The following is a 24047-nucleotide window of genomic DNA, read 5'->3' as shown; positions in this document are numbered from 1 at the left end:
ACCAAGATGACCATCGATCTTTCGCGCTTTGGCCGCGGCACGCAGACCCTGCACGCCGGGCGCGATCCGGCGGCCAACTTCGGCGTGGTCAATCCGCCGGTCTATCACTGCTCCACCGTGCTGTTCGACAGCGTGGAACAGTTGCTGGAAACGCGCCGCGACCGCGCCTCGGGCGCCTATGTCGGCTTTACCTATGGGCGCGAAGGCACCGCCACGACCCGCGCGTTCGAGGATGCCATCACCCTGCTCGAAGGCGGCTATCGCGCCGTCACCACCAGTTGCGGGTTGGGTGCGATCTGCGCCGCGCTCACCGCATTTCTTTCGGCCGGCGATCACCTCCTGATCGTGGACAGCCTCTATGGCCCGGCGCGCGCGTTCTGCGAGGAATTCCTCAAGAAATTCGGCGTGGACGTGACCTATTACCGCCCCTCGATCGGCGCGGGGATAGAAGCCCTGATCAAGCCCAACACCCGCGTGATCTACATGGAAAGCCCCGGCTCGTTGACGTTCGAGATGACCGACGTTCCGGCCATCACCGCCGTGGCCCGCGCGCGCGGGATCAAGACCGTGTTCGACAACACCTGGAGCAGCCCGGTCAATTTCCGCCCGCTCGAACACGGCGTCGACGTGTCGATCAACGCCGCCACCAAATATATCTCGGGCCATTCGGACCTGATGCTGGGCGTGGCGGTCTGCACCGAGGAAGCGTTCATCCCGGTCAAGAAGACCGCCTCGGGCAGTGGCTATTGCGGCGGGCCCGACGATATCTATATGGCCCTGCGCGGCCTGCGCACCCTGCCGCTGCGGATGAAGCAGCACCATGCCTCGGCGCTGGCCGTGGCGCAGTGGCTGCAGGCCCGGCCCGAAGTGGCGCAAGTGATGTATCCCGCCCTGCCCGATGATCCCGGCCATGCGATCTGGAAGCGCGATTACGATGGCGCCTCGGGCCTGTTCGGCGTGGTGCTCAACGCCTGCACCGATACGCAGTTTGCCGCGATGCTCGATCACATGGACCTGTTCAAGCTGGGCTATAGCTGGGGCGGCTATGAAAGCCTGGTGGTGCCCACTTATCCGTCCGACCTGCGTTCGGAAGTGACGTGGGAAGCGCCCGGCCCCAGCCTGCGCCTGCATGTCGGGCTGGAAGACGTGGACGACCTTATCGCCGATCTCGAACGCGGCTTTGCCCGCATGCACGCGGCTGCCTGATATTCCCCTGTTTTTGCGGAGTTTTTCATGACCCTGGTTGCCATCAAGGCTGGCCCCTATGCCTTCACCGCCCGCCTGGAAGAGGAACTGGCGCCCGTCACCTGCGCCCGCTTCAAGGCGATGATGCCCTATGATGAAAAGGTCATCCACGTGCGCTGGAGCGGCGAAGGCGTGTGGATCCCGATGGGTGACACGGCTTATGACCTGCCCTGGGAAAACCCCACGCGCTATCCCGCGCCCGGCGAGTTCATCTTCTATCCCGGCGGTTATAGCGAAACCGAAATCCTGCTCGCCTATGGCGGCGTGGCCTTTGCCAGCAAGCTGGGGCCGCTCGCCGGCATCCACTTCATGACGATCATCGAAGGCAACGAGAACTTGGCCAAGCTCGGCAAGCAGACGCTGTGGGAAGGCGCGCAGTCGATCGCCTTCGCGATCAAGGACTGACGTGATTATGGCCCCGCATCCCTTCCTCACCGACACACCGCTGGGCCTGTTGATCGACGGGGCCTTCGTGCCGTCCGGCGATGGCCAGACCCTGCCTTCGCACAACCCGGCCACGGGCGAGCACCTCGCCGATTTCGCACGCGGCCAGGCCGCCGACGTGGACCGCGCCGTGGCGGCGGCGCGCGCGGCATTCGAAGCCGGCCCCTGGCCGCGCTTCTCCCCGGCCGAGCGCCAGGCGCTGCTGCTGCGGCTGGCCGATCTGGTCGCGGCCCATGCCGAAGATTTCGCCCTGCTCGACACGCTCGACATGGGTTCGCCGATCCGCCACACGCGCGGCAGCGTGGCGATGCTGACCGACCTGTTGCGCTATTACGCCGGCATGGCGCGCGGGATCGAGGGCGTGACCGCAACCCCTTCCGACCCCAATATGTTCGCTTGCACGGTAAAGGAACCGGTCGGCGTCTGCGCCGCGATCATTCCGTGGAACGGGCCGCTGTGGGCCAGCATTCTCAAGCTCGGCCCCGTGCTCGCCACCGGCTGCACCCTGGTACTCAAGCCAGCGGAGGACGCTTCACTTTCTCCGCTGTTGCTGGGCAAGCTGGCGCTGGAAGCGGGCGTGCCGCCGGGCGTGTTCAACGTGGTGACGGGCCTTGGCAGCGAAGCGGGCGCGGCGCTGGCCGCGCATCCCGGCGTGGACAAGATCGCCTTTACCGGATCGGACGCCACCGGCCGGGCGATCATGGCCTCGGCCGCCGGCAGCCTCAAGCGGATCAGCCTGGAACTGGGCGGCAAATCGCCCAACATCGTCTTTGCCGATGCCGATCTCGACAAGGCCGCGCGCATGGCGGTGGTCGCCGCCTTTGCCAATTCGGGCCAGGTGTGCAGCGCCGGCACGCGCCTCTTCGTGGAACGCGGCGTGGCGGATGATTTCGCCGCTGCCGTCGCCCATCATGCCGGCGCCCTGCGCCTGGGCAACGGGATCGATCCGGCAACGGACCTGGGCCCACTGGTCTCCGCCCGCCAGTTGGCGCGCGTGACCGGCCATATGGACGATGCCCTGGCCGAAGGCGCGGGCGCGGTCTGCGGCGGCGTGCGGCTGAGCGAAGGGGCCTTTGCCCAAGGGTTCTTCTTCCCGCCCACGGTGCTTTCGGGCGCGACGGACACGATGCGCGCGGTGCGCGAGGAAATCTTCGGCCCGATCCTGGCGGTGCTGCCGTTCGACAGCGAAGAGGAAGTGGTGACCCGCGCCAATGCCACGCCCTTCGGCTTGGGCGCGGGCTTGTGGACCGGCAACGTGGGCCGCGCCCATCGTCTGGGCCGCCGCCTGCGCGCCGGGTCGGTCTGGGTCAACTGCTACAACGCGATCGACCCGGCGGTGCCATCGGGCGGGATGAAGGCCAGCGGCATGGGCCGCGAATATGGCAAGAACCACCTGGAGGAACACCTGGAAACCAAGTCCCTCTGGATCGCCACCGATTGACGCGGGGGAGACGAGTCTGAAGGTGCGGGGCGGATGGCTTTTCAGCCATTCGCCCCGCGTTTTTTCACATCCACTTCTGCACAGTGGGCTTTTCGAACACCGCCAGCTTGTCGATCAGCGCCTCGGGCGCGGGATCGAGCGCGATGCCTTCGCGGTGCGCGGCGGGCAGGAACTTGCGCGCGATCATCGTGTCGATAAAGCCCATGAAGCTGTCGTAATAGCCATCGACGTTGAGCAGGCCGACCGGCTTGTCCACGTCGCCCAACTGGTTGAGCGTCCAGGCTTCCATGAATTCCTCGGCGGTGCCGATGCCGCCGGGCAGGGCAATGCAGGCATCGGCCAGATCGAGCATCCGCTCCTTGCGCGCACGCATGCCGTCCACAATCTCGCTTTCGCTCAAGGCCGGGTGCAGGTGCCCCTTGTCGTGCAGGCGCTGGGTGATCACGCCATGCACCCGCCCGCCGCCGGCCAGCGCCGCATCGGCCAGAATGCCCATCAGGCCCTTGTGCGTGCCCCCATAGACCACGGCGATGCCCCGGCGCGCCAGCGCGCTGCCCAATGCGGCGGCGGCCTCTTTATAGGCGTCCCCCTCCCCCACGTTCGATCCGCAGAAAATGGCGATGGCAGACAAGGTGCGGGGCATGGGGCAAGGCCTTCGGGCTGGGGCTGAAACGTTGGCGCCGGTGCTAGCCGATGCGGGCCGCGCTGCGCAATCGGGGAAGCGTTGCCCAAACGTGGCACATCGCGCAACGCGGCGCTGCCAAAGGGGCAACACCCGCGCCACGCCATCCGGGGCAAATGTGGGGCATTCCAACAAGAGGCCTCCCCATGACGCCCGAACAGAACAAGTTCATCACGCTTTCCGGCCCCGCCACGCCGCTGGGCGATCTGCTGCGCCAATACTGGCAGCCCGTGGCGATCAGCGAAGAGCTGCAAGGCGAACGCCCGCTCAAGGCGATCAAGGTGCTGGGCCAGGACCTGGTGCTGTTTCGCGACGAAGACGGGCGCCTTGGCCTGATCGACCGCGATTGCCCGCATCGCGGCGCGGACCTGGCGTTCGGCCGGCTGGAAGACGGCGGCGTGCGCTGCCCGTTCCACGGCTGGCTGTTCGATGTGAACGGCGCGTGCCTCGAAACCCCGGCAGAGCCCAAGGGCAGCAGCTTCTGCAAGCGCATCAAGCAGCGCGCCTATCCGGTGCGCGAAGTGGGCGGCACCATCTTCGGCTGGTTCGGCCCGCTCGACGCCGATGGGCAGGCCCCGGCCCTGCCCGCGCTCGATTGCCTTGCCGCCCCCGATAGCCATGTCTTCTCGTTCAAGGGCTATCTCGACTGCAACTGGCTCCAGGCGCTGGAGGTCGGCATGGACCCGGCCCACGCCAGCTTCCTCCACCGCTATTTCGAGGATGCCGAGGCCGACGCCAACTATGGCAAGCAGTTCCGCGCCCATTCGACCGACAGCGACCTGCCGATGACCAAGGTGCTGCGCGAGTACGATTGCCCCGATATCGCCGTCACCCCCAGCGATTGCGGCCTGCGCATCACCACGCTGCGTCACCTCGATGGCGGCGACACCCATGTGCGCGTCACCAATGTGCTGTTCCCGCAGGCTTTCGTCATCCCGCTTTCGTCCACCATGACGATCACGCAGTGGCACGTGCCGATCGATGACGAGAGCTGCTATTGGTATGCCATGTTCACCAGTTTTGCCGAGCCGGTGGACAAGCCGCTGATGCGCGAACAGCGCCTGCAACTCTATACCCTGCCCGATTACATGCCGCGCGTGGGCCGCCACAACAACTGGGGCTTCGACGTGGCCGAGCAGAAGACGCGCACCTTCACCGGCATGGGCGAAGACATCAACGTGCACGATCAGTGGGCGGTGGAAAGCCAGGGCCGCATCCAGGACCGCACGCGCGAGCACCTGGGCACGTCGGACAAGGCGATTGTCGCCTATCGCGTCATGCTGATCAACCAGATCAAGAAAGTGCAGAAGGGCGAAACGCCGCTGGCCCTGCCGCCACTGGGCGAAAGCAACGCCGGCGCCGGCCCGGCCACGATCGACGGCGTGGCGCCCGGCGGCACGACGCCCGAGGCCTATTGGCGCGACGCGGTCGAACGGCTGCGCGCCGAGGCGACCTGGACCGTGCCCGCGCTCGCGCTATGAGCGGGTTCGTCTTGGCCCACGGGCTGTGGAGCGAAGATCAGGTGGCTGCCGCAGCCGACCTGCCGCGCCGGCTGGCCGATGCCGGGGTCCATTCGGTGCGCCTGGGCTTTCCCGACCTGCACGGGATCGTGCGCGGCAAGACGGTGATGGCCGCCGCCCTGCCCGGCGCGCTGGAACAGGGCCTGTCGATCACCTCCAGCCTGCTGCTGAAAGACACGTCGCACCGCACCGTGGTGCCGGTCTTTGCAGCGGGCGCGGGCATTGGCCGTGCCGATCTCCAGGGCGCGGGCGATCTGGTCATGGTACCCGATCCGCTCAGCCTCAAGCTCCTGCCCTGGGCGCCGGGCACGGCCTGGCTGCTGGGCGACCTGTTCTTTGCCGATGGCACGCCCTACCCCTGGTGCCCGCGCCGCATCGCCCGCGATGCGGTGGCGCGCCTTGGCCAGCGCGGCCTGGCGTTCATGAGCGGGCTGGAAGTGGAATTCCACCTCACCCGCCTGGTCGATCGGCGCCTTGCGCCCGATGACGCCGGCCAGCCCGGCACGCCGCCCGATGTTGCGCTCACGCACCAGGGCTATGCCTATCTCACCGAGCAGCGCTACGACACGATCGAGCCGATCCTCGATGTGCTGCGCGAGACTTGCGCCGCGCTGGATCTGCCGCTCACCTCGATGGAGCTGGAATTCGGACCGTCCCAGGTGGAATTCGTGTTCGGCGTGCAGGAAGGCATCGCCTCGGCCGATGCGATGATCCTGTTCCGCACCGCGGCCAAGCAGGTGGCGCGCCGCCATGGCCATCACGCCAGCTTCATGTGCCGCCCCGCCCTGCCCCAGGCGATGTCGAGCGGATGGCACTTGCACCAGTCGCTGATCGATAGCGCCAGCGGGCGAAACGCCTTTGCCCAGGGCGATGGCCAGCCCGGCCTTTCGGCGCTGGGGCAGCACTATCTGGCCGGGCTGCTCGATCACGCCGCCGCCGCCATGCCGCTCACCACGCCCACGATCAACGGCTACAAGCGCTATCGCGCCAACTCGCTGGCGCCCGATCGCATCGCCTGGGGGCAGGACAATCGCGGCGCCATGCTGCGCGTGCTGGCCAAGGGCAGCCCCGGCGCCACCCGCATCGAAAACCGCGTGGGGGAGCCGGCGGCCAATCCCTATCTCTACCTCGCCTCGCAGATGGTTTCGGGCCTGGCCGGCATAGAAGCCGGCGCCCTGCCGCCCCCGGCGGTGGACAGCCCCTACCAGGCGCCCGCCCCGCTGCTGCCCACCAGCCTGGAAAGCGCCCTGCCCGCGCTGGAACAGAGCACCACGCTACGTGAAGGGCTTGGCAGCGGCTTTGTCGATCACTTTGCCCGCATCAAGCACGCCGAAGTGGCCCGCTACAACGCCACGGTCACCGATTGGGAACACCGCGAATACTTCGATCTGTTCTGAAAACCCGCGCCTGACGGGTCGCACGAAAGTCCCCCGGATGATCTCCATCCGGGGGACTTTTTCTCAACCGAACATTGTATCAGCGGAGTCGATAGTTTTGCCGTCAATGCGCGTAATCGATTATGAAAGGGGTGGGTCGCCAAAGGCGAGACTAGTTTGAGCTATCGGATCCGGAATCTCTCCCTTCATAACCCGATCCACTAGGCGACTAAATAAATTTGTGTCCAAAAAGTAGTTGGGATATGCACGCTTTAGCGCATTGATGTTGTCTACCGACACAAGAACAATCTGGTTCGGCGATTTATCGGGCAGCTGGCTTTCCAGCTCTGTATAAAGCTTGTTGGCTTCCTCCGATTGTTTTGCCTTATACCGCCTAACGGTGATTTTTAGTGCCTCGGGATCAACCTCGACAATAAAGTATTTTTCATCTTTCGCAGAACCAAGCGTCGTGATGGTGGCATTATAAACTTGCAGCATTTCCTTTACGTGTAGCTTGTGTACAAGCTCGCCAATCTCCGCAATCAACGCCTTCTTCGCCGTAGGCGTGCCGGGAACTGGCGTCGTCTTCTCAATTGCCGCAATGGCGGAACCCATTAGCGCGAAGAACCGGAGCCAGTCCTCGTCCCCTTGGTTCGACTTCAAAGCTTGCTTTGTGAAGATGCCTACCGCCTCGACGGCGGTAGCCCACGCATGCTGCGCTTGGGTCCTGATCTGCACCTCGACCCGGAGCCCCGTATAGGCAGACGTGTCGTGTGTCCCACAGTACTCATACACTAAATGATAGCAACGGTAGCCGTCTGCCTTCGTCTGGTTGATGTAGTCCTTCTCGCTCCGAAATTTATGGTCAAATCTGCTAGCTTTATATTTCTGAACAAGTCGATAAACGCTGCTCAATCGAAGAAATATAGCCCGACAGCCAGCAATATCTTGCATCTGCGTCATACGCATAGTCGGCTTATCGACCAACTTTTTATGAATTGATTCTAATCGCTTCGACCGCTGCGCGACAATCACCGAACGCTCGATTTTCCGAGCTTTGTTGCGAAGAGTGATCTGGAACGTGTTTAGCGGATAGGAGTGCGCAGATCTCCAGTTGTTGAGGATTGCAAGCGCATTGAAGCCTTCCGTGGTAATGACAGGAAATTCCATTCTCTGAAGCGCTTTGCCTGCCGCATTAACCTCTTCCGGTCTAACCTGTCTTATTCACCGCGGCGGGTGAGAGGGTTGGCGGGAGTGGCGTAAGCGATTGCTTTGCAGTAGGAAAATGGGTGTCTAGACCAGTCCTTCAGCGAGGCAATTTATGCCACGGACCACACCCGCCGGGAGCGATGATAGCGCACCGGGATTTTCGTTTCCAGCGGTTGGCGGCAAGAAGGTCACAACCGCGTTCGACGGTGGCCGGCTGACCTCTGACGGCGGCGTTCTGCTGCTGGCGCAGGCCGAGCGCGCGATGGGGATCTGCCGGCAGCTTGCTGCGTGCATCGCCGATCCGCGTGACCCGACGCGGGTGATCCATCGCCTCGATGACATTCTGCGTGCCCGTGTGTTCGCGATCACGTGTGGCTATGAGGACGCCGATGATCTCGATGCCCTGCGCGACGATCCGGGCTTCCGCCTGGCGCTGGGCAAGTTGCCGGGATCGGGCGCGGGGCTGGCCAGCCAACCGACGATGAGCCGCTGGGAGAATGCACCGACCACGCGTGAACTGGCCCGGATGATGGTCGCGATGATCGGCGTTTACTGTGCCAGCTATCCGGCCCCACCGGCGGCGGTGACGCTGGATATCGATGACACGTGTGATGTCGTGCACGGCTATCAGCAGCTCTCGTTCTGGAACGGACATCACGGTGAGCGCTGCTTCCTGCCGATCCATGTGTACGATACCGCGAGCGGGCGGCCGGTGGCGATGCTGCTGCGCACTGGCAAGACGCCGTCGGGTGCCGAAGGTGCCGGCCACATCCGGCGCCTGGTGCGTCATATCCGCCAGCACTGGCCCGATACCCACATCACCATCCGCGGCGATGGGCACTACGCCCGTCCCGAGATCATGGCGTTCTGCGAGGCGGCCGGGGTCGATTACGTGTTCGGCTTGCCGACCAACGCCGCGCTGCGGGCCGATCCGGCCATCGTTGCCGTCGCCGATGCCTGCGCGGTCAAGCGGGCCCAGGCCCAACATCCGGTCCTGCGCAACTATGTCGAGACCCGCTACGGCGCCAAAAGCTGGAAGAGCCAACGCCGCGTCGTCGCCCGGATTGAGGCCAGCACGCTGGGCATGGACATCCGCTATGTCGTCACCTCGCTGACAGAAGGCTCGCCCGAGCACATTTACGACACGCTCTATTGCGCGCGCGGCCAAGCCGAAAACCTGATCAAGCGCCACAAGACCCAGTTGGCCAGCGATCGCACCTCGTGCCGCTCGGCCAATGCCAACCAGATGCGCCTCATCCTGCATACCGCCGCCTACTGGCTGATGTGGCGCGTCCAGCAGGCCATCCCCAAGGCCACCTCTCTGGCCACTGCCGAGTTCGCAACGCTGCGCCTGCGGCTGCTCAAGGTCGCCGCCCGCGTCATCGAGACCGCCTCGCGCATCCGTGTCGCCTTCGCGTCAGCATGCCCCGACGCCGGCGTGTTCAAAGCCATCGCCACCAGTCTCCGGCCAGCGCCGACATAGCCAGCGCGGCTGTGCCGCACAAAGCCCGAGCCATCGCCCATCAACCTCGAAAAGCCATCGGTTTTGCTGCGGCGAAAAACGCCGCCGAAACCGCGCGCCCGGATCACGCGGCCACCGACACATCAAACCCGGCACGCCCCAGTGCAGCGGGCTCATGAATAAGCCGGGCTAAATTCAGGCACTACCCACGCCATATGCGCCCTCCCGCATGAGACGTATGAGCTTACCGCATTTTAACAATCATTCTAAACAATAATCCGCTCCTGGCCTGTCGCTCAAAGCACCGTGGCGCCGCCGTCGATCACCAGTTCCTGCCCGGTGATATTGCGCCCGCCCGGCCCGGCCAGATAGAGCACCATGGCGACAATATCCTGCGCTTCACTGGGTTTGCCCAGCGGAATGCCCATGTTCGCCACATAGGCGCGCAGGGCTTCCTCCTCGCTTACCCCGCCCGCTTCCGCCTGGGCTTTCCACGCCGCTTTCATGCGTGGAATGGCGATCGGGCCGGGCGCGATATAGTTCACCGTCACCCCGTCGGGCCCGGCTTCCAGCGCGGCGCTGCGGGTCAATCCGCGCAGGCCCCATTTCGAGGCGCTGTAGCTCGAGCGCCCGGCGCGGCCGCGCATGCCATGGTTGCCACCGATCATGATGATCCGGCCCTGGCCCGCCGCGCGCATCACCGGCAAGAGCCGGCTGAGCACGATGAACGGCGCGCGCAAGTTGGTGGCCACGGTGCTGTCGAAGTCTTCGAGGCTATACTGGCCGATCGGCGGCGAGAGCGGTCCGGTGGTGCCAGCGGCATTGACCACCACGTCCACCCGCCCGCCGCTCCACGCCAGCAGCCCATCGAGCGCAGCCTCCAACTGGCCGGCATCGCGCACATCGGCGGTCAGTGCCAGGGCACGGCGGCCCAGTCCCTCGATCTCGCCCACCAGGTCATCGAGCGCGGCGGTGCGCCGGCCCAGCACGGCCACGTCGTGCCCCTCGCCGGCCAGCGCCAGCGCGATTTCGCGCCCCGTGCCGGCACTGGCGCCAGTAACGAAAGCGACGCTCCCGGTTGCGATACTCATTGCGCTTCGGCGAAGTAACGGCGGTTGGAACCGGCCTGGATCTTGTAGATCGAGCTGCCAGCGCGGCTGGGGAACGGCAGCTTCACATAGTTCTGCTCGAACCGCACGTCGCTGGTCGATGGGCCACGCACGATGCGCGAATCGTATTCGTCCCAATCCACCTTGTAGAACAGCGGAAACGCATCGCTGGCGGCATATTCATAGAACAGGATGCGGCGCGGATCGCCCGACAGGTTCACGCTCGACCCATGCAGCGTCATGGGATGGTGAAAGCTGACCGTGCCCGGAGGGCCTTCGAGCAGCACCGCCTTGGCCGGATCGATCGCATCGGCCAGCACCGCGCCCACGAAATAGCCTTCATCGTCGTGATGGTCGATCAGCGGCCCCTTGTGGCTGCCGGGGATGACCTGCATCGCGCCATTGGCGGCGCTGGCGCCATCGATCAGGATCGAGGCGACCGTGGTGCCCATGTGGGTGTGCGGGGCAAAGGCCCAGTCCTGGTGCCATTCCAGCGCGTCGCCACCCTTGGCGGACTTCATGTTGATCTTGGTGTGGTTCAACCGGATCATCGGGCCGATCAGCCGCTCGGCCAGCGCCATGATCGCCTCGTTTCCGGCCAGCGCGGCATAGAAGGGATCGATGCGGTTGGGCTTCTTGATGCGCTGCACTGTGCGGTTGCCGTCAAGATCGGTGGAGAAATCGTACCAGGCGTTGTCGTCGGCCACCTCGGCCGCCGCCGCTTCCACCGTATCGGTCAGCGCGCGCAACTGGTCCAGCACCGGCCCTTCCAGCAGGCCCGGCAGCACGACATAGCCGTGCTCGTCATAATGCGCGACGGCGTCTTCAAGGTTCATGATGGCATGTCCTCTGGCAAAGGCAGGTCGGTGATGACCATGTGGGCCTTGTAATGGGTAATGGCGAGCGGCAGGCGCGCGGCGCGCAGCGCATTCTGGCCCGTGGCGCCGCAGGCCCAGAACACCGGCAGTTCGCCGGGCAGAACACGTTTCATGCCGTGCCCGCCATAGCTGTCTGCCAGGCTGGCAATGCCCAGGTCTTCGGGCAGGCCGAGCGATACCGGCGCCCCGTGAAAGCCGGGATGGCGCGCGGAAACCAGCGTGGCGCGGATCGCGTCGGCCGGGGTCAGCGCGCGCATCGACACGATCAGCTTGCCGCCGAACGGGCCGACCGGCACCGTCTCGCGCGTGGTTTCGTACATCGCCGAAACGTCGCCCTCTTCCAGATGGCGCAGGCGCACGCCGGCACGCTGCAATAGCGCCTCGAACGAAAACGAACAGCCGATCACGAACGGCACGAGATCGTCGCGCCAATGCGTGCTGGCATCGCGCGGCGTGTCGACCAGTTCGCCATCGCGAAACACCATGTAGCCGCCGGTATCGCGCGCGATATCCAGGTCGTCGGCAATGCCGGGCATGTCGCGGCGTCCCGGCTCGCCCCGGCCCAGCAGCGGCAGCGCCTGGGGATTGGCGCGGGCATAGGCTTCGAAATCATCGGCATAAGCAGCAGGCACGGCGATCAGGTTGCCCTGCACATGCCCCCGCGCCACCAGGTTGGTAAAGCCGGTGAACCGCCCATCGCGAATGGCCCGGCGCATGGCACGGGGGTCGCTGTGGTCCAGCGGGGCAAGAGAGGCGGCGTCGTTCATGGCGTTTCCTTACCAAGCGCAGCGCGATGCAGGGGTTGCTTTTTTCGGTCAGGGGCGTTGCCGGTCCTGCGCTGTTTTGCCGGGGCGCGATGACGGAAAAGGAAACACTTCCCCCTCTGGCGCGCGGAGCAGCCATCCCATGACGAGGCCCACGAAGACTTATGCGATCATCGGCGGTGCGGCGGGCCTGGGCGGCGCGCTGGCGCGGTTGCTGGCCGCTGGCGGCCCGGATAGCAACAGCGCCGTGTGGCTGGCTGATGAACCGGGCGCCGCAGCGGCCGCGCCAGCCTTGGCCAACGTGGCGTTCCACCCGATGGACCTGGCCGATCCGGCCGCGCCGCGCGCGCTGGTCAAGACGATCACGCGGCGCCAGGGCCGGCTCGATGGCCTGGTCGTGGCCGCTTCGGCCATGGGCGGGGCGCCGCTCGCCGATTGGCAGGCAAGCGATTGGGACCGCGCTGCCGCGATCAACTTGCGCCTGCCGTTCCTGGCGGCGCAGGCGGCGCAAGGGCTGCTGACGCAAAGCCGCGGCAGTCTCATCCTGGTATCGTCCACTGCCACTTTGCGCGGGCAGGCGCAAAGCCATGCCTATCAGGCGACCAAGGCGGGCCTCGCCGGCCTGCTGCGCAGCCTGGCGGCAGAGCTGGGGCCACAGGGCGTGCGCGTCAACCTGGTGCTGCCCGGCTGGGTGGAAACCCCGCAAACCCAGGCCTTCTGGCGCGCACAGCCCGATCCCCAGGGCGCGCGCGCGGCGATCGACACGCGCATTCCGCTGCGCCGCCATGGCAGCGCCGAAGAAGTCGCCGCCGCCATGGCCTGGCTGCTGTCAGACGCTGCCAGCTATGTCACCGGCGCGACGATCCCGCTCGACGGTGGCGATACCGCCGTCTGAAAAATCAGGCGGAGAGTTCGCCTTCCGACAGGCGCCCGGCGTGGCGCAACGCGGCCAGGCTCAGCAGCAGGGCGCCAGCAGCCACCGCGATCCACGCATGCCAGCTCCCCAGCCCGAAATAGATCGCGGGCGTGAGGAAAGAGGCGAGCGAGACGAACTGGTTGACGATGCCCGCCCCCAGGCCCGCCCCGCCGGCCCGCTCCGCCACGCGCGGCAACAGCGCCATGCACACGCCCGAAAGCGCACCAAAGGCAAAGACCCAGCCCATCAGCCCGGCCACCGCCGCTGCCAGCGGGCTGGCCGGCACGAACAGCAGCGCCTGCGCCAGCACGCCCACGGCGGCCATCGCGGCAAACAGGCGCAAGGGGCGCATCGCCCGCGCCAGCAAGGCGCCGGTCACCGTGCTGCCCGCCAGCACCGCCAGGATCTTGGCCCCGGCCACGATGCCCGCCGACGCCGCCAGCGAAACGCCATGCGTCTTGGCCAGCCAGCCGGCCGCCACCAGGCTGGTGCCATAGGAAACCATGTTGGGCAGCGCGGCCGCCAGGGCCAGCAGCAACAGCACGGGATTGGTCACCCCGGCGCGCAATTGCGCCAGTGGTGAGCGGGCCAGATCACGCGGGGCGGAGGCGACGCGCGGCAGGAGCATGGCGCCGGCCACGCAGGCCAGCATCACCGCGCCGTGGGCGGCAAAGGCCAGGCGCCAGCTCGCCCATTGCGCCACCAGCGCCGCCAGCAGCAATCCGGCGGAAAAACCCGCCGGGGCATATGTCGCCCACAGCGCCATGCCGCGCGCGCGCAGGCTGCCGCCCAGCGTGGTCATCAGCATGGCCGCCCCACCATTGAGCACGCCGACATAGGCAATGCCGGCCAGGACCATCGACAGGTCGAACAGCCACAATGCCCGCGCCTGCACCAGGCCCAGGTCCGCCACGGCCAGCAGCAGCGGTGCCAGGATCAGCACGCGGCGCGGCCCCAGCCGATCGACCAGCCCGCCCCCCAGGGTGGAGGTGATGGCGGCGGGCAGCGAAAACAGCGAAATGGTCCAGCCGATCGCGGCCGGACCACTCGAAAAATCGCGCGCGACCAGGGCGGTCAGCGGCGAAAGCATGCCGACCATCGCCATCGACCCCAGGCCGATGGCATAGACCAGCACCAGGGTGAACACCTGGCGACTGGTGCCCTGCCACCCCGGCAGCAGCCCATCGATGGGATGTTCGGGCGGCTGCCGGGCGATGGTGTGCGACAAGGCGTTTCTCTTTTTTCAATGGGGGCGGAAAGAGGAGGCCGGCACGCGCCGGCCCCCATTTTCCGCAGCATTTGCGATCACTGGCGGTATTGCAAGGTCAGCCCGATCGTGCGCGGACGATAGGACTGCTCGTAGAACAGCGTGCCGGTGGAACTGTCGTGCCCGCGCGAGAGCAGGTCGCGCGAGTTGGTCAGGTTGTCGACGAACAGCGAGAGATCGACCCCGCCCTTGCGCAGGCCCATGCGCAGCTGGACATAGTCGCGGCCCGGCAGGGCATAGAGCGAGGAGTCATAGCCGAACGTGCCCACCGCCGAAGGGATCGTGTCGTCGCTGGTGAAGGTATAGTCCACCCGCGCATAGCCCGAGATTTCCCCCGTGATCGGCGCTTCATAGTTGCCATAGGCATGGCCCGACCACAGCGGCCCGCTGATGCGTTCGCCCGCGGCGCGCAGCAGCACCGTGCCGTTCTTGATCGTCACGTCATCGGCATAGTGCACGTTGGTATAGCCGATGTTGCCACCCACCGAGAGCCCGGTGACCGGGCGCACATCGAGCGAGAGTTCCAGGCCCTTGCCATTGGCATCGCCCAGGTTCGACACATACGAGAAGCCGCAGTTGAGGCGCACCGCCTGCTGGATGTTCTTCCAGTTGACGATGTAGCCGCTGACATCGAACGCCACCTTGCCGCCGAGCAGGCGCCCCTTGGTGCCCGCTTCATAGGACCACAGCGAGTCCGATTCAAAGCTGGTCGGCACGGTGCTGGTGGTCAGGCCCAGCGCGGTCAGGTCGCTGGCACAGCGTTCGGGCAGCGTGCTGGGCTGCGCGCCGGCCGGGCGGAAGCCCTTACTGGCCGAGGCATAGAGCATCGCGTTGTCATCGACCTGGTACTTGGCAGCAAACTTGGGCGTCCAGGCGCCTTCGCTCGTCTTGGTGATCACCTGGGTGCGCGAACCGCCATTGGTCGGGCCGTCCTTGGTCTCGTCGAACGTGAAATCGACCTTGGTATAGCGCAGCGCGGCAGTCAGCGTCAGCTTGTCGGTGGGCTTCACGTCCACGCTGGCAAAGGCGGCGTACTGGTCATCCTTGGAGGTGATGATATCCACCAGGCTATAGCGGTTGTCATACTGCTGGAAACCGCTGACCAGGACGCCGGGAATGCGGCCCGACGAGGTGAAATTGGAAAAGTCCTGCTGGCTGTGGGTGTAGAATACCCCGGCGCTCCAGTCGATCAGCGGATTGTTGGCCGAATAGGCCCGCAGTTCCTGCGAAAAATTCCGCTGCTTGAGCGTGAGGTAATCCTCCATGTTGGTGATGTCCTTGTTCGCATATGTCCCGAAGGGCGAACCCGAACGCAGGGTGGAGAAATACGTCGAATAGTCGAGCGTCTGGTACTGCTCGCGCTTGAGGTACGAGGTGTTGGACGCGATCGTGACCGTGCCCAGCTTCAGTTCCGCCGTCAGCGAGGGCATCAGCAGGCGGTCGCGGGTCGGCTCGGTCTGGTAGACACCGCTGTGGTAATCGCCGTCCTTGGCGTTGCCATAGCCTTCCCAGAAATCGTCGCGCGCGTTCTGGCGCAAGTATTGGTAGAACACCTTGGGCGTGATGGTCAGCGTGTCGGTGGGCTTCCACGCCAGGGCCACGCGGCCCACCATGTTGCTCTGCCAGTTGATATCCTTGGCTTTGACGTTGTCCGTGCCCTGGGTCACCTGGTCGATATAGCCGCCCTGGCGCTGGTACCAGCCGCTGGCGCGGAACGCGAGCGTATCGGTCAGCGGCGCGCCCACGGCCAACCCGCCTTCATAGCTGGGCGAGCCGTGGTCGGTGAACGAAACCTGGCTGCGGCCATAGATGCTGGTCTTGTCGAAGCTGGGCGAAGGGGTGATGAAACGCACCGCGCCGCCTTCGGAACTCGCGCCAAACAGCGTGCCCTGCGGCCCACGCAGCACTTCCACGCGCTCCAGATCGAAAATGCGCGGATAGGGGTTGCCGCCGTAATAGCCGATGTTGCGGATCTGGATCGGCGTATCGTCGATATAGATCGCGGTGGTCGAAGACCCCACGTCTGACTTCAGGCCGCGAATGGCGATGTTGGTGCCGTTGTTGCCGGCCACGCCCGAGGTGGTGGAAAACTGCAGGGCCGGGGTGATGCGCGCAATGTCATCGATGCTGCGCACGCCTTGGACGTCCATGTCCTTTTGCGAATAGGCGGCGATCGACAGCGGGACCTTGCTCAGCGTTTCGTCGCGGCGCTGTGCCGAAACCACGATTTCCCCGGTCGCATCGCTGGCAGCATCTGCGGGGGCCGGCACCGCATCGGCGGCGTGGGCGATGCCTGCATCCAGCGCGAACGGCGCCACGCTCGCGATCAGGATCAGGGCGCTGCGGCGCAACCGGCCACGGCCGGCGGGCAACGAAAGACTGTGCGACATAATGCTTATCCCTCTTGTTATGCTTCTTGCCTCCCACAGCCCTCGTCCGTTCCGCGCCTTGCCTGGGCAAGGATTGCGGCCGGCCGCCATTTGGCGGCAGGGCAGCCGTGGCGCCATTGCGCCCTGCGGCTCCCCGATCGTGCCTTGGTGTTCTCCCCAAGCAGGCCTTGGCTCACCAACAAGGTGATTCACAAACCGCCCGGCCGCCATTGCAAGAATCGAACCGGAGTGTTGCTATTCTTGTGCAACAGCGTGCCATCGGCGCTGGTGTTCGCAAGCGCGAAACACCCCATGGCCCAACCAGCACTTCGCATCGCTGGCAAGTGTGGGTCGCACCGCGTAGAGCAGGCGGGCGGCAACAGGAAGGAAACGCGATGCACGGATCGACCTGGCATGTGGGCGCGGTGCTGCCCGCTGCCGATGCGCCGCCGCTGGGCGCCCATGCCATTACCATCGGCGGCGATGGCCGCATCGCCGCGCTGGCGCCGTGCGACCCGTCAGGCCTGACCACTGCCGAAGCAGCGCTGGTGGCCATGCCCGCGCTTGCCAATGCCCACGATCATGGCCGTGGCCTCGCCACGCTCGCCTGCGGGGTGGCCGATGCGCCGCTCGAACACTGGATGATCGACCTGGCGCGCCAGCCGCGGGTCGATGCCTATGACACGGCGGCGCTGGCGCTTGCCCGCCTGGCCGGATCGGGCGTTGCCGCCGTCTATCATTGCCACAACACGCAAAACGGCGCCGCCCTGCTGGACGAGGCCGAGGCGGTTTCCCGCGCTGCGCGGGACACCGGCGTGCGCGTGGCATTCGGCTGGCCGTTCTTCGATGCCAATCCGCTGGTCTATGGCGATCATGCCGAACTGGCGCGGTTTTTCCCGCCCGAACGCCGCGCGGCGATTGCCACGATGGACCAGGGCTTGCGCTCCTGCGCCACCAACATGGCCCTGTTCGGCCGCGCGCAGGCACTGGAACACGATACCTTTGCCCTGCACTATCATCCCGTGGCGCCGCAATGGGCGCAGCCGGCCACGCTAGTGGCGATTGCCGCCGCATCGGCCGCCAGCGGGCGCCGCGTGCACACCCATCTGCTCGAAACGCGGCTGCAACGCGAATGGGCCGATGCCCATTTCCCGCAAGGCTTCGTGCCCTGGCTGGACGCCATCGGCCTGCTTTCCCCGCGCCTGACCGTGGCGCACGGGGTGTGGCTGCGGGCAGACGAACTGGCCCTGCTTGCTGCACGCGGGGTAACCGTTTCGGTCAACGTCTCGTCCAACTTGCGCTTGCGTTCAGGCTTGCCGCCGCTGGCCCAGATCGCCCAGGCCGGCGTGGGCCTGGCCCTGGGCCTCGATGGCATGGGGCTTGACGACGATGCCGACATGCTGCGCGAAATCCGCCTCGCGCATTTGCTGCTGGGCCAGCCCGATCGGGACGCCAGCGGCCCGGCGGCCCTGCCCGGCACGCAGGCTGTGCTGCACGCGGCCTGGTCGGGCGGGCGCGCCGCGATCCTGGGGCCAGACGATGGCGGCGGGCGCCTCGCCCCCGGCGCCCCGGCCGATATGCTGCTGATCGACCGGCGGCGCATGGCGCAAGACTGGATCGGGGATGGCTGGCCCGCCGATCCCGCCTGGCTCCTGGCGCGGGCAACGCGCGCCGATGTCGCCCACCTGCTGGTCGGCGGCCGCGCCGTGGTGCGCGATGGCCGGGTGACGGGACTGGACGAAGCCGCCCTGGCCGCCCGCCTTGTCACCCAGGCCCGCGCCGCGCGCGCTGCCACCCCGCCCGACACGGCACGGATCGCGCAGACGCAGGCGGCCACGCATGCGTTCTACGCCGCCGGCTGCCACTGCGGGCAGCCATAACGCGCCTTACTTCCCCGCCACCATCAGCGTGGCGAGCGTCAGGGTTTCCACTCCGGTCTTGATGCTGATCGCCGGATCGGGCGCAAAGAACGGGGAATGGTTCACCGGCACCGGCTTGCCTTGCGCCTTGTATTGCGCCGCCATCGCAGCGCTGGTGCCACCGATGCTGAAATAGACCGAGCGCACCTTGCCACCTTGGGCGAATTCGGAAAAGTCCTCGCTCGCGGTCCAGCCTGGCTCGCTCGCCGGGATCAACACCACGCGATCCTTGCCCAGCGCGGCGGTCAGCGTGGCGGCGGCCTGTGCACCCAGCGCCGGCTCGTTGATTACCGATCCCGTGCCGTGCAAGTGCACCACATCGGGCGCGGGCGCGCCCGACATCATCGCCACTGCCTCGGCCGTGGTCTTGACGCCCTTGAGCAGCCCATCGCGCACGGCCGGATCATAGGACCGCAGCGTCAGGCCAAGGTCAGCCGTATCGGGAATGATATTGGCCGCCGTGCCGGCATGGAACGATCCCACCGTCACCACGCCGAATTTCATCGGGTCTTTCTGGCGGCTGATCACGGTCTGCACGTCTTCGACGAAACGCGCGCCCATTACCACCGGATCGATGCTCTTGTCGGGCATCGAGCCATGCGCGCCCACCCCATGGAACGTGACGTGCACGGCATCGCTGGCCGAGGTGGTGAAGCCTTGCTTGATCGTCACTTCCCCCGCCGGCGAAGGGCCGACATGCGCGCCAAACGCGAAATCGGGCTGGGGAAAGCGGGTATAGAGCCCTTCGGCCAGCATCGCCTTGGCCCCGGACACCACTTCCTCGGCCGGCTGCCCGACCAGGATCACGGTGCCATGCCAGCGCGCCTTCATGGCCAGGAGCGCACGCGCCGTGCCGATCCACCAGGCCATATGGATATCGTGGCCACAGGCATGGTCGACAAACGTGGTCTTGCCATCCGCATCGGTCTGCTGCGCGCGGCTGGCAAAGGGCAGGCCGGTCTTTTCCTCCATCGGCAGCGCGTCCAGCTCGGTGCGCAGCAACACCACCGGCCCCGCGCCGTTGCGGATCACGCCGACGATGCCGGTCTTGCCCACGCCCGTCGTCACCTCCACGCCCATGGCCTTGAGCTGCTTGGCCAAGACATCGGCCGTCCGCGTTTCGCGAAAGGCGGTTTCGGGGTGGCTGTGCAAGTCCTGATAAAGCGCCTGGAGATCGGGCCAGTCCTTGGCGAACTGGGCATCGATCGCGGCGCGCGCGGCGCCTGGATCGGCCTTGGCCAGGGCAGGCGGGCAAGCCGTGGCGCAAAGCGCGAAAGCCAGAGCGGAAGCGCAAGAAAAACGGTGCATCATCAACGCGCCTTGTGCCACACCGCGCGGCGCAGGGGCAAGGCCCGGCGCGCCAGCGCCACCACGCCCAGCCCCGCCATCTGCAACGCTGCCGCCGCGGCGAGGAAGCCAAACACGAAGCCGATCCGCGCCACGCCGCCCGGTGCTTCCAGCCCATGGGCAAAGCCATGGCCCAGCCCGGCCAGCGCCACCCCGGCCGCTGCCAGCCACAACGGGGGGCGCAGGCGCAACAGCGCGGCCAGCGCCAGCCCGACAACGCTTGACCCGATCATCACTTCGGCCAGCCCCGCCGGCACGAGCGCGGCGGTGACAAAGCCGCCCAGCATCGCGGCCAGCAGCGTAACCGGCAGCACCCGCGCCGCGCGCCCGCCGATGATCCCGGCCCAGGCCCCGGCCAGCAGCATCGCCGCCAGGTGATCGGCCCCGGTCAACGGGTGGAGCAGCCCCGCCACCAACCCGCCGCCGGCACCATGGCCGGGATGGGCCAGCGCCGTGCCGGGCAATGCCGTCAGGGTGAGCAGCGCAGAAAGGGCAACAAGGGCGGCTTTTGGAGGAAAGCGTTTCATGCGGGGATCCTTTCGGGCAGGCCGCCGGTCTTGACGATGAACTGGATGATCTCGGGCAGGCCCAGGCATTCCTTGAGATTGGTGAACAGGAACGGCCGCTCGCGGCGCATCCGCTTGGCATCGCGGTCCATCACGCCCAGGTCAGCCCCCACCAGCGGCGCCAGGTCGATCTTGTTGATGACCAGCAGATCGGATCGCGTGATGCCGGGCCCGCCCTTGCGCGGAATCTTGTCGCCGGCCGAAACGTCGATCACGTAGATCGTGATATCGGCCAGTTCCGGGCTGAACGTCGCGGCCAGGTTGTCGCCCCCGCTTTCGATGAAGATCAGTTCCAGGCCGGGAAAGCGACGCGCCATTTCATCGACCGCGGCCAGGTTGATGCTGGCATCCTCGCGAATGGCGGTGTGCGGGCATCCCCCGGTTTCCACGCCCATGATCCGCTCGGGCACCAGCGCGCCCGAACGGGTGAGGAATTCGGCATCCTCGCGGGTGTAGATGTCGTTGGTGATCGCCGCGATGTTCCAGTGGTCGCGCATCGCCTTGCACAGCCGATCGGTCAGCGCCGTCTTGCCCGAGCCGACCGGGCCACCGATGCCGACGCGTAAAGGTCCGTTGTGGGAAATCATGAGCGGAACAGCCTTGTGTAGAGCGTTTCGTGATGGAACGAGCAGAGTTCGAGGGCCGGGGTCGCGGTGCCGAGATCGTCGAGCGGACAGGCGCGCGCCGCCGCCGCGATCGGGCCGATGCGGCGGGCAAGCTCGGCCATGGCCAGTTGCCCGTCGGTCTGGCCCAGCGGCACCAGCCGCACCCCGGCCGAAACCAGGTTGGCGGCGGTGGCATGCAGGAAACCGTGCACAGCGGCGCCTTCGTCCAGCCCATGCGCGGCGGCGGCCAGGGCAAAGACGGTGGCATGGGCATGCGGCGAATCCCCGCGCCGCGCGGCATAGGCTTCCAGCGCGGGATGAGGCCAGGCCTTGCGCACCACGGCCAGGAACGCCGCGCCCTGCTGGCGGCTTTCCAGCGCGGTTTCGCTGCTGGCACGAAACGCGGCGGCCAGGTCGGCCAGGGCATCGAACGCGGCATCGTCATGCGCCACGCGCATCGCCTGCGCCAGCAGCACCGCATCCACCCAGCCGCCCCCGCGCGCGATCACCGCATCGACATAGCCGACCAGATCGCCCCAGGACCGCACTCGGCCATCGTCCACTGCCGTTTCCAGCCCGTGGCTATAGGTATAGCCGCCGATCGGCAGCGAGGGCGATGTCCACGCCAGCAGCAGGTGCAGTGCCGGTTCAGTGAGCATGATCGTGGTGGTGCCCATGGCCATGACTGTGATGATGCCCGTGATCATGGTCATGGCCATGCCCGTGATCATGATCGTGGGGCGCATGGTCATGATCGTGGCCATGCGCCCCCGTATAGGCACCGCCTTCGGGCGTGAACGGCGCCTCGATCAGGTCCACTTGCGCGCCAAGCCCACGCAGCATGTCCAGGATCACCCCATCGCGGCGCAGCAGGATGCACCCGGCATGGATTTGCGCGGGCAGATGGCGGTTGCCAATGTGCCAGGCCAGCCGCAACAGCGCGATCGGGCTCGCCGCGCGCACTTCCATCAACGCCTCGGGCACGGCTTCCACGCGCACCACGCGCCCGTCCGACAGCAGGAGCCCGTCGCCATGGGCCAGCACCATGGCTCGCGCCAGGTCGAGTACGAAATCGGTGCCGCCCGCCGCGACATAGCGGAAGCGGCGGCGATGCCGCGCGTCGTAATCCAGCACGATGACATCGGCTGCGCTGGCGGCATCCCAGCTTCCGGCGGGAAGCACGTCACGGGCGATGAGGGGCTCGGTCATGGTCACTTTCAGAACAGGAAATAGCGTTGGGCAAAGGGCAGTTCGGCGGCCGGCTCGCACGTCAGCAATTCGCCGTCGGCGCGCACTTCATAGGTTTCCGGGTCCACCTCGATATGCGGCATGGCGTCGTTGTGGATCATGCTGGCCTTGGAAATGCCGCCGCGCGTGTTGCGCACCGCTTCCAGCGGCCGCTCCAGGCCCAGCCGCTGCGCCATGCCCCCGGCAATGCCGGCGGCCGAAACGAAATGCAGCGAGGATTGCACCCCCGCCCGGCCCAGCGCGCCGAACATCGGGCGGTAATGCACCGGCTGCGGCGTGGGGATCGATGCATTGGGATCGCCCATCGGCGCAGTGGCGATGGAACCGCCCTTGATCACCATGTCGGGCTTGGCGGCAAAGAACGCGGGCGACCACAGCACCAGATCGGCCAGCTTGCCCACTTCGACCGAGCCGACGACATGGGCAATGCCATGGGCAATCGCCGGGTTGATCGTATACTTGGCGATATAGCGGCGCGCGCGCAGGTTGTCGTCGTCGCCATCGCCGGGCAGCGCGCCCCGCTGCACTTTCATCTTGTGCGCGGTCTGCCAGCAGCGGATCACGGTTTCGCCCACCCGGCCCATCGCCTGGCTATCAGAAGACATCATCGAAAACGCGCCCAGGTCGTGCAGGATGTCTTCGGCGGCAATGGTTTCGCGGCGAATACGGCTTTCGGCAAAGGCCACGTCCTCGGCAATGCGCGGGTCCAGGTGGTGGCACACCATCAGCATGTCGAGATGCTCGTCCAGCGTGTTGACGGTATAGGGCCGGGTGGGATTGGTCGAACTGGGCAAAACGTTCGGCAGGCCCGCCACGCGGATGATGTCGGGCGCGTGGCCGCCCCCTGCCCCTTCTGTGTGGAACGCGTGGATCGTGCGCCCGGCAAAGGCGGCGATCGTGCTTTCGACAAAGCCGCTTTCGTTGAGCGTATCGGTGTGCAGCGTAACCTGGATATCCAGCTCGTCCGCCACGGTCAGGCAGCAGTCGATGGCAGCGGGCGTGGTGCCCCAATCCTCGTGCAGTTTGAGGCCGCAAGCCCCTGCCTCGACCATTTCCACCAGCGCCAGGGGCTGGCTGGCATTGCCCTTGCCGAACAGACCGAAGTTCATCGGCAGCGATTCCAGCGCCTGCAGCATCCGCCCGATGTGCCATGGGCCGGGGGTGCAGGTGGTGGCCAGGGTGCCATGCGCCGGGCCGGTGCCGCCGCCCAGCATCGTGGTGATCCCGGCGTTGAGCGCTTCTTCCACCTGCTGCGGGCAGATGAAATGGATATGCGCGTCAACCCCGCCGGCGGTGAGGATGCGCCCTTCCCCGGCGATGATCTCGGTGCCGGGGCCGATCGGAATGGTCACGCCCGGCTGCGTATCGGGATTGCCCGCCTTGCCGATGGCGTGGATGCGCCCGTCGCGCAGCGCCACGTCGGCCTTGACCACGCCCCAATGGTCCAGGATCACCGCATTGGTGATCACCGTATCGGGCGCGCCCTGCGCCCGCGTGATCTGGCTTTGCCCCATGCCATCGCGGATCACCTTGCCGCCGCCGAATTTCACTTCCTCGCCATAGACGGTGAAATCCTGCTCCACCCGGATCAGCAGCGCGGAATCGCCCAGGCGGATGCGGTCGCCCTTGGTCGGGCCAAACATGCCGGCATAGGCGGCGCGGGTCATGCGCAGGGCCATG

General features: G+C 66.4%; 21 protein-coding genes. 8 read left to right on the top strand and 13 right to left on the bottom strand.

Going from position 1 to position 24047, the window contains the following annotated elements; all coding sequences use genetic code 11:
- Positions 1-6: 6 nt before the first annotated feature.
- The 3 genes from metC to R9J51_RS20740 are packed head-to-tail and all read left to right on the top strand — an operon-like array spanning position 7 to position 3130.
- Positions 7-1206 (top strand): cystathionine beta-lyase, encoded by a 1200-nt coding sequence (metC, locus tag R9J51_RS20750; RefSeq protein ID WP_179562671.1) that lies wholly within the window; start codon positions 7-9, stop codon positions 1204-1206.
- 27 nt (positions 1207-1233) lie between these two features.
- Complete coding sequence (locus tag R9J51_RS20745; protein ID WP_179562673.1) at positions 1234-1650, top strand: DUF3830 family protein; 417 nt, start codon at positions 1234-1236, stop codon at positions 1648-1650.
- A gap of 7 nt (positions 1651-1657) precedes the next feature.
- Entirely contained in the window at positions 1658-3130 is a 1473-nt protein-coding gene (locus R9J51_RS20740) for an aldehyde dehydrogenase family protein (protein WP_179562675.1), read from the top strand.
- Positions 3131-3194: 64 nt separating this feature from the next.
- On the opposite strand, the gene R9J51_RS20735 is transcribed toward R9J51_RS20740, so the two are convergent.
- Positions 3195-3773 carry a TIGR00730 family Rossman fold protein gene (locus R9J51_RS20735; RefSeq protein ID WP_179562677.1) on the bottom strand — a complete coding sequence of 193 codons (579 nt, stop codon included), beginning with the start codon at positions 3771-3773 and terminating at the stop codon, positions 3195-3197.
- A gap of 185 nt (positions 3774-3958) precedes the next feature.
- On the opposite strand from R9J51_RS20735, the gene R9J51_RS20730 reads away from it, so the two are divergent.
- Positions 3959-5293, top strand: coding sequence for an aromatic ring-hydroxylating dioxygenase subunit alpha (locus R9J51_RS20730; RefSeq protein ID WP_179562679.1), 1335 nt, complete (start codon positions 3959-3961; stop codon positions 5291-5293).
- Entirely contained in the window at positions 5290-6729 is a 1440-nt protein-coding gene (locus R9J51_RS20725; RefSeq protein WP_179562681.1) for a glutamine synthetase family protein, read from the top strand. Before R9J51_RS20730 ends, R9J51_RS20725 begins: the two co-directional genes overlap by 4 nt.
- Before the next feature lie 120 nt (positions 6730-6849).
- Here R9J51_RS20725 and R9J51_RS20720 read toward each other — a convergent pair whose 3' ends face one another.
- On the bottom strand, positions 6850-7878 hold the full coding sequence (locus tag R9J51_RS20720; RefSeq protein ID WP_179562683.1) for a RelA/SpoT domain-containing protein: 1029 nt from the start codon (positions 7876-7878) through the stop codon (positions 6850-6852).
- Between the two features lie 151 nt (positions 7879-8029).
- Here R9J51_RS20720 and R9J51_RS20715 point away from each other — a divergent pair, with 151 nt between their 5' ends.
- Positions 8030-9400: an IS1380 family transposase gene (locus R9J51_RS20715; protein ID WP_066763960.1), complete on the top strand. Its 1371-nt coding sequence runs from the start codon at positions 8030-8032 to the stop codon at positions 9398-9400.
- Positions 9401-9675: 275 nt separating this feature from the next.
- Here the strand turns inward: R9J51_RS20715 and R9J51_RS20710 are convergent, their stop codons facing one another.
- The 3 genes from R9J51_RS20710 to R9J51_RS20700 are packed head-to-tail and all read right to left on the bottom strand — an operon-like array spanning position 9676 to position 12133.
- Positions 9676-10470, bottom strand: a complete 795-nt coding sequence (locus R9J51_RS20710) for an SDR family oxidoreductase (protein WP_179562685.1) — start codon at positions 10468-10470, stop codon at positions 9676-9678.
- Positions 10467-11324: a phytanoyl-CoA dioxygenase family protein gene (locus R9J51_RS20705; RefSeq protein ID WP_168557471.1), complete on the bottom strand. Its 858-nt coding sequence runs from the start codon at positions 11322-11324 to the stop codon at positions 10467-10469. Before R9J51_RS20705 ends, R9J51_RS20710 begins: the two co-directional genes overlap by 4 nt.
- Positions 11321-12133 carry a D-glutamate cyclase family protein gene (locus R9J51_RS20700; protein WP_179562687.1) on the bottom strand — a complete coding sequence of 271 codons (813 nt, stop codon included), beginning with the start codon at positions 12131-12133 and terminating at the stop codon, positions 11321-11323. The genes R9J51_RS20705 and R9J51_RS20700 overlap by 4 nt, the downstream gene beginning before the upstream one ends.
- Positions 12134-12272: 139 nt before the next feature.
- Between R9J51_RS20700 and R9J51_RS20695 the strand changes: the two genes are divergently transcribed.
- Positions 12273-13025 (top strand): SDR family oxidoreductase, encoded by a 753-nt coding sequence (locus R9J51_RS20695; RefSeq protein ID WP_179562688.1) that lies wholly within the window; start codon positions 12273-12275, stop codon positions 13023-13025.
- 4 nt (positions 13026-13029) lie between these two features.
- On the opposite strand, the gene R9J51_RS20690 is transcribed toward R9J51_RS20695, so the two are convergent.
- Both R9J51_RS20690 and R9J51_RS20685 read right to left on the bottom strand, forming a co-directional pair.
- Positions 13030-14274 carry an MFS transporter gene (locus R9J51_RS20690; protein ID WP_169475219.1) on the bottom strand — a complete coding sequence of 415 codons (1245 nt, stop codon included), beginning with the start codon at positions 14272-14274 and terminating at the stop codon, positions 13030-13032.
- A gap of 77 nt (positions 14275-14351) precedes the next feature.
- Entirely contained in the window at positions 14352-16703 is a 2352-nt protein-coding gene (locus R9J51_RS20685) for a TonB-dependent receptor (RefSeq protein ID WP_432788065.1), read from the bottom strand.
- Positions 16704-17077: 374 nt separating this feature from the next.
- Between R9J51_RS20685 and R9J51_RS20680 the strand changes: the two genes are divergently transcribed.
- Positions 17078-18562, top strand: coding sequence for an amidohydrolase family protein (locus R9J51_RS20680; protein WP_179562692.1), 1485 nt, complete (start codon positions 17078-17080; stop codon positions 18560-18562).
- A 6-nt stretch (positions 18563-18568) separates the two neighbouring features.
- On the opposite strand, the gene R9J51_RS20675 is transcribed toward R9J51_RS20680, so the two are convergent.
- Genes R9J51_RS20675 through ureC form a run of 6 tightly spaced genes read right to left on the bottom strand, consistent with a single transcriptional unit; the run spans position 18569 to position 24046 of the window.
- On the bottom strand, positions 18569-19912 hold the full coding sequence (locus R9J51_RS20675) for an amidohydrolase (protein ID WP_179562694.1): 1344 nt from the start codon (positions 19910-19912) through the stop codon (positions 18569-18571).
- Positions 19912-20475 carry a HupE/UreJ family protein gene (locus tag R9J51_RS20670; protein ID WP_179562696.1) on the bottom strand — a complete coding sequence of 188 codons (564 nt, stop codon included), beginning with the start codon at positions 20473-20475 and terminating at the stop codon, positions 19912-19914. Before R9J51_RS20670 ends, R9J51_RS20675 begins: the two co-directional genes overlap by 1 nt.
- Positions 20472-21101, bottom strand: a complete 630-nt coding sequence (gene ureG, locus R9J51_RS20665) for an urease accessory protein UreG (RefSeq protein ID WP_179562698.1) — start codon at positions 21099-21101, stop codon at positions 20472-20474. Before ureG ends, R9J51_RS20670 begins: the two co-directional genes overlap by 4 nt.
- The gene (locus R9J51_RS20660; protein ID WP_179563079.1) at positions 21098-21778 is read right to left on the bottom strand and encodes an urease accessory UreF family protein; all 681 of its coding nucleotides are present in this window, start codon (positions 21776-21778) and stop codon (positions 21098-21100) included. Before R9J51_RS20660 ends, ureG begins: the two co-directional genes overlap by 4 nt.
- Positions 21768-22328, bottom strand: coding sequence for an urease accessory protein UreE (locus R9J51_RS20655; protein WP_179562700.1), 561 nt, complete (start codon positions 22326-22328; stop codon positions 21768-21770). Before R9J51_RS20655 ends, R9J51_RS20660 begins: the two co-directional genes overlap by 11 nt.
- A gap of 8 nt (positions 22329-22336) precedes the next feature.
- The gene (gene ureC, locus R9J51_RS20650; RefSeq protein ID WP_179562702.1) at positions 22337-24046 is read right to left on the bottom strand and encodes an urease subunit alpha; all 1710 of its coding nucleotides are present in this window, start codon (positions 24044-24046) and stop codon (positions 22337-22339) included.
- Between the last annotated feature and the right edge of the window lies 1 nt (position 24047).

The organism is Novosphingobium rhizosphaerae, assembly GCF_050920675.1.
Classification (GTDB): Bacteria; Pseudomonadota; Alphaproteobacteria; order Sphingomonadales; family Sphingomonadaceae; genus Novosphingobium; species Novosphingobium rhizosphaerae.
Note: the sequence above shows the minus strand (reverse complement) of the source record. Positions and strands in the feature narration are given on the sequence as shown.

What these genes read in the sequence shown, in the direction of transcription:
- R9J51_RS20725 (WP_179562681.1), top strand. Translation starts at nt 5,290, where the DNA reads ATGAGCGGGTTCGTCTTGGCCCACGGGCTGTGGAGCGAAGATCAGGTG.
- R9J51_RS20700 (WP_179562687.1), bottom strand. Translation starts at nt 12,133, where the DNA reads ATGAACGACGCCGCCTCTCTTGCCCCGCTGGACCACAGCGACCCCCGT.
- R9J51_RS20710 (WP_179562685.1), bottom strand. Translation starts at nt 10,470, where the DNA reads ATGAGTATCGCAACCGGGAGCGTCGCTTTCGTTACTGGCGCCAGTGCC.
- R9J51_RS20670 (WP_179562696.1), bottom strand. Translation starts at nt 20,475, where the DNA reads ATGAAACGCTTTCCTCCAAAAGCCGCCCTTGTTGCCCTTTCTGCGCTG.
- R9J51_RS20695 (WP_179562688.1), top strand. Translation starts at nt 12,273, where the DNA reads ATGACGAGGCCCACGAAGACTTATGCGATCATCGGCGGTGCGGCGGGC.
- R9J51_RS20745 (WP_179562673.1), top strand. Translation starts at nt 1,234, where the DNA reads ATGACCCTGGTTGCCATCAAGGCTGGCCCCTATGCCTTCACCGCCCGC.
- R9J51_RS20685 (WP_432788065.1), bottom strand. Translation starts at nt 16,703, where the DNA reads ATGTCGCACAGTCTTTCGTTGCCCGCCGGCCGTGGCCGGTTGCGCCGC.
- metC (WP_179562671.1), top strand. Translation starts at nt 7, where the DNA reads ATGACCATCGATCTTTCGCGCTTTGGCCGCGGCACGCAGACCCTGCAC.
- R9J51_RS20730 (WP_179562679.1), top strand. Translation starts at nt 3,959, where the DNA reads ATGACGCCCGAACAGAACAAGTTCATCACGCTTTCCGGCCCCGCCACG.
- R9J51_RS20735 (WP_179562677.1), bottom strand. Translation starts at nt 3,773, where the DNA reads ATGCCCCGCACCTTGTCTGCCATCGCCATTTTCTGCGGATCGAACGTG.
- ureG (WP_179562698.1), bottom strand. Translation starts at nt 21,101, where the DNA reads ATGATTTCCCACAACGGACCTTTACGCGTCGGCATCGGTGGCCCGGTC.
- R9J51_RS20740 (WP_179562675.1), top strand. Translation starts at nt 1,658, where the DNA reads ATGGCCCCGCATCCCTTCCTCACCGACACACCGCTGGGCCTGTTGATC.
- ureC (WP_179562702.1), bottom strand. Translation starts at nt 24,046, where the DNA reads ATGGCCCTGCGCATGACCCGCGCCGCCTATGCCGGCATGTTTGGCCCG.
- R9J51_RS20720 (WP_179562683.1), bottom strand. Translation starts at nt 7,878, where the DNA reads ATGGAATTTCCTGTCATTACCACGGAAGGCTTCAATGCGCTTGCAATC.
- R9J51_RS20660 (WP_179563079.1), bottom strand. Translation starts at nt 21,778, where the DNA reads ATGCTCACTGAACCGGCACTGCACCTGCTGCTGGCGTGGACATCGCCC.
- R9J51_RS20680 (WP_179562692.1), top strand. Translation starts at nt 17,078, where the DNA reads ATGCACGGATCGACCTGGCATGTGGGCGCGGTGCTGCCCGCTGCCGAT.
- R9J51_RS20705 (WP_168557471.1), bottom strand. Translation starts at nt 11,324, where the DNA reads ATGAACCTTGAAGACGCCGTCGCGCATTATGACGAGCACGGCTATGTC.
- R9J51_RS20715 (WP_066763960.1), top strand. Translation starts at nt 8,030, where the DNA reads ATGCCACGGACCACACCCGCCGGGAGCGATGATAGCGCACCGGGATTT.
- R9J51_RS20675 (WP_179562694.1), bottom strand. Translation starts at nt 19,912, where the DNA reads ATGATGCACCGTTTTTCTTGCGCTTCCGCTCTGGCTTTCGCGCTTTGC.
- R9J51_RS20655 (WP_179562700.1), bottom strand. Translation starts at nt 22,328, where the DNA reads ATGACCGAGCCCCTCATCGCCCGTGACGTGCTTCCCGCCGGAAGCTGG.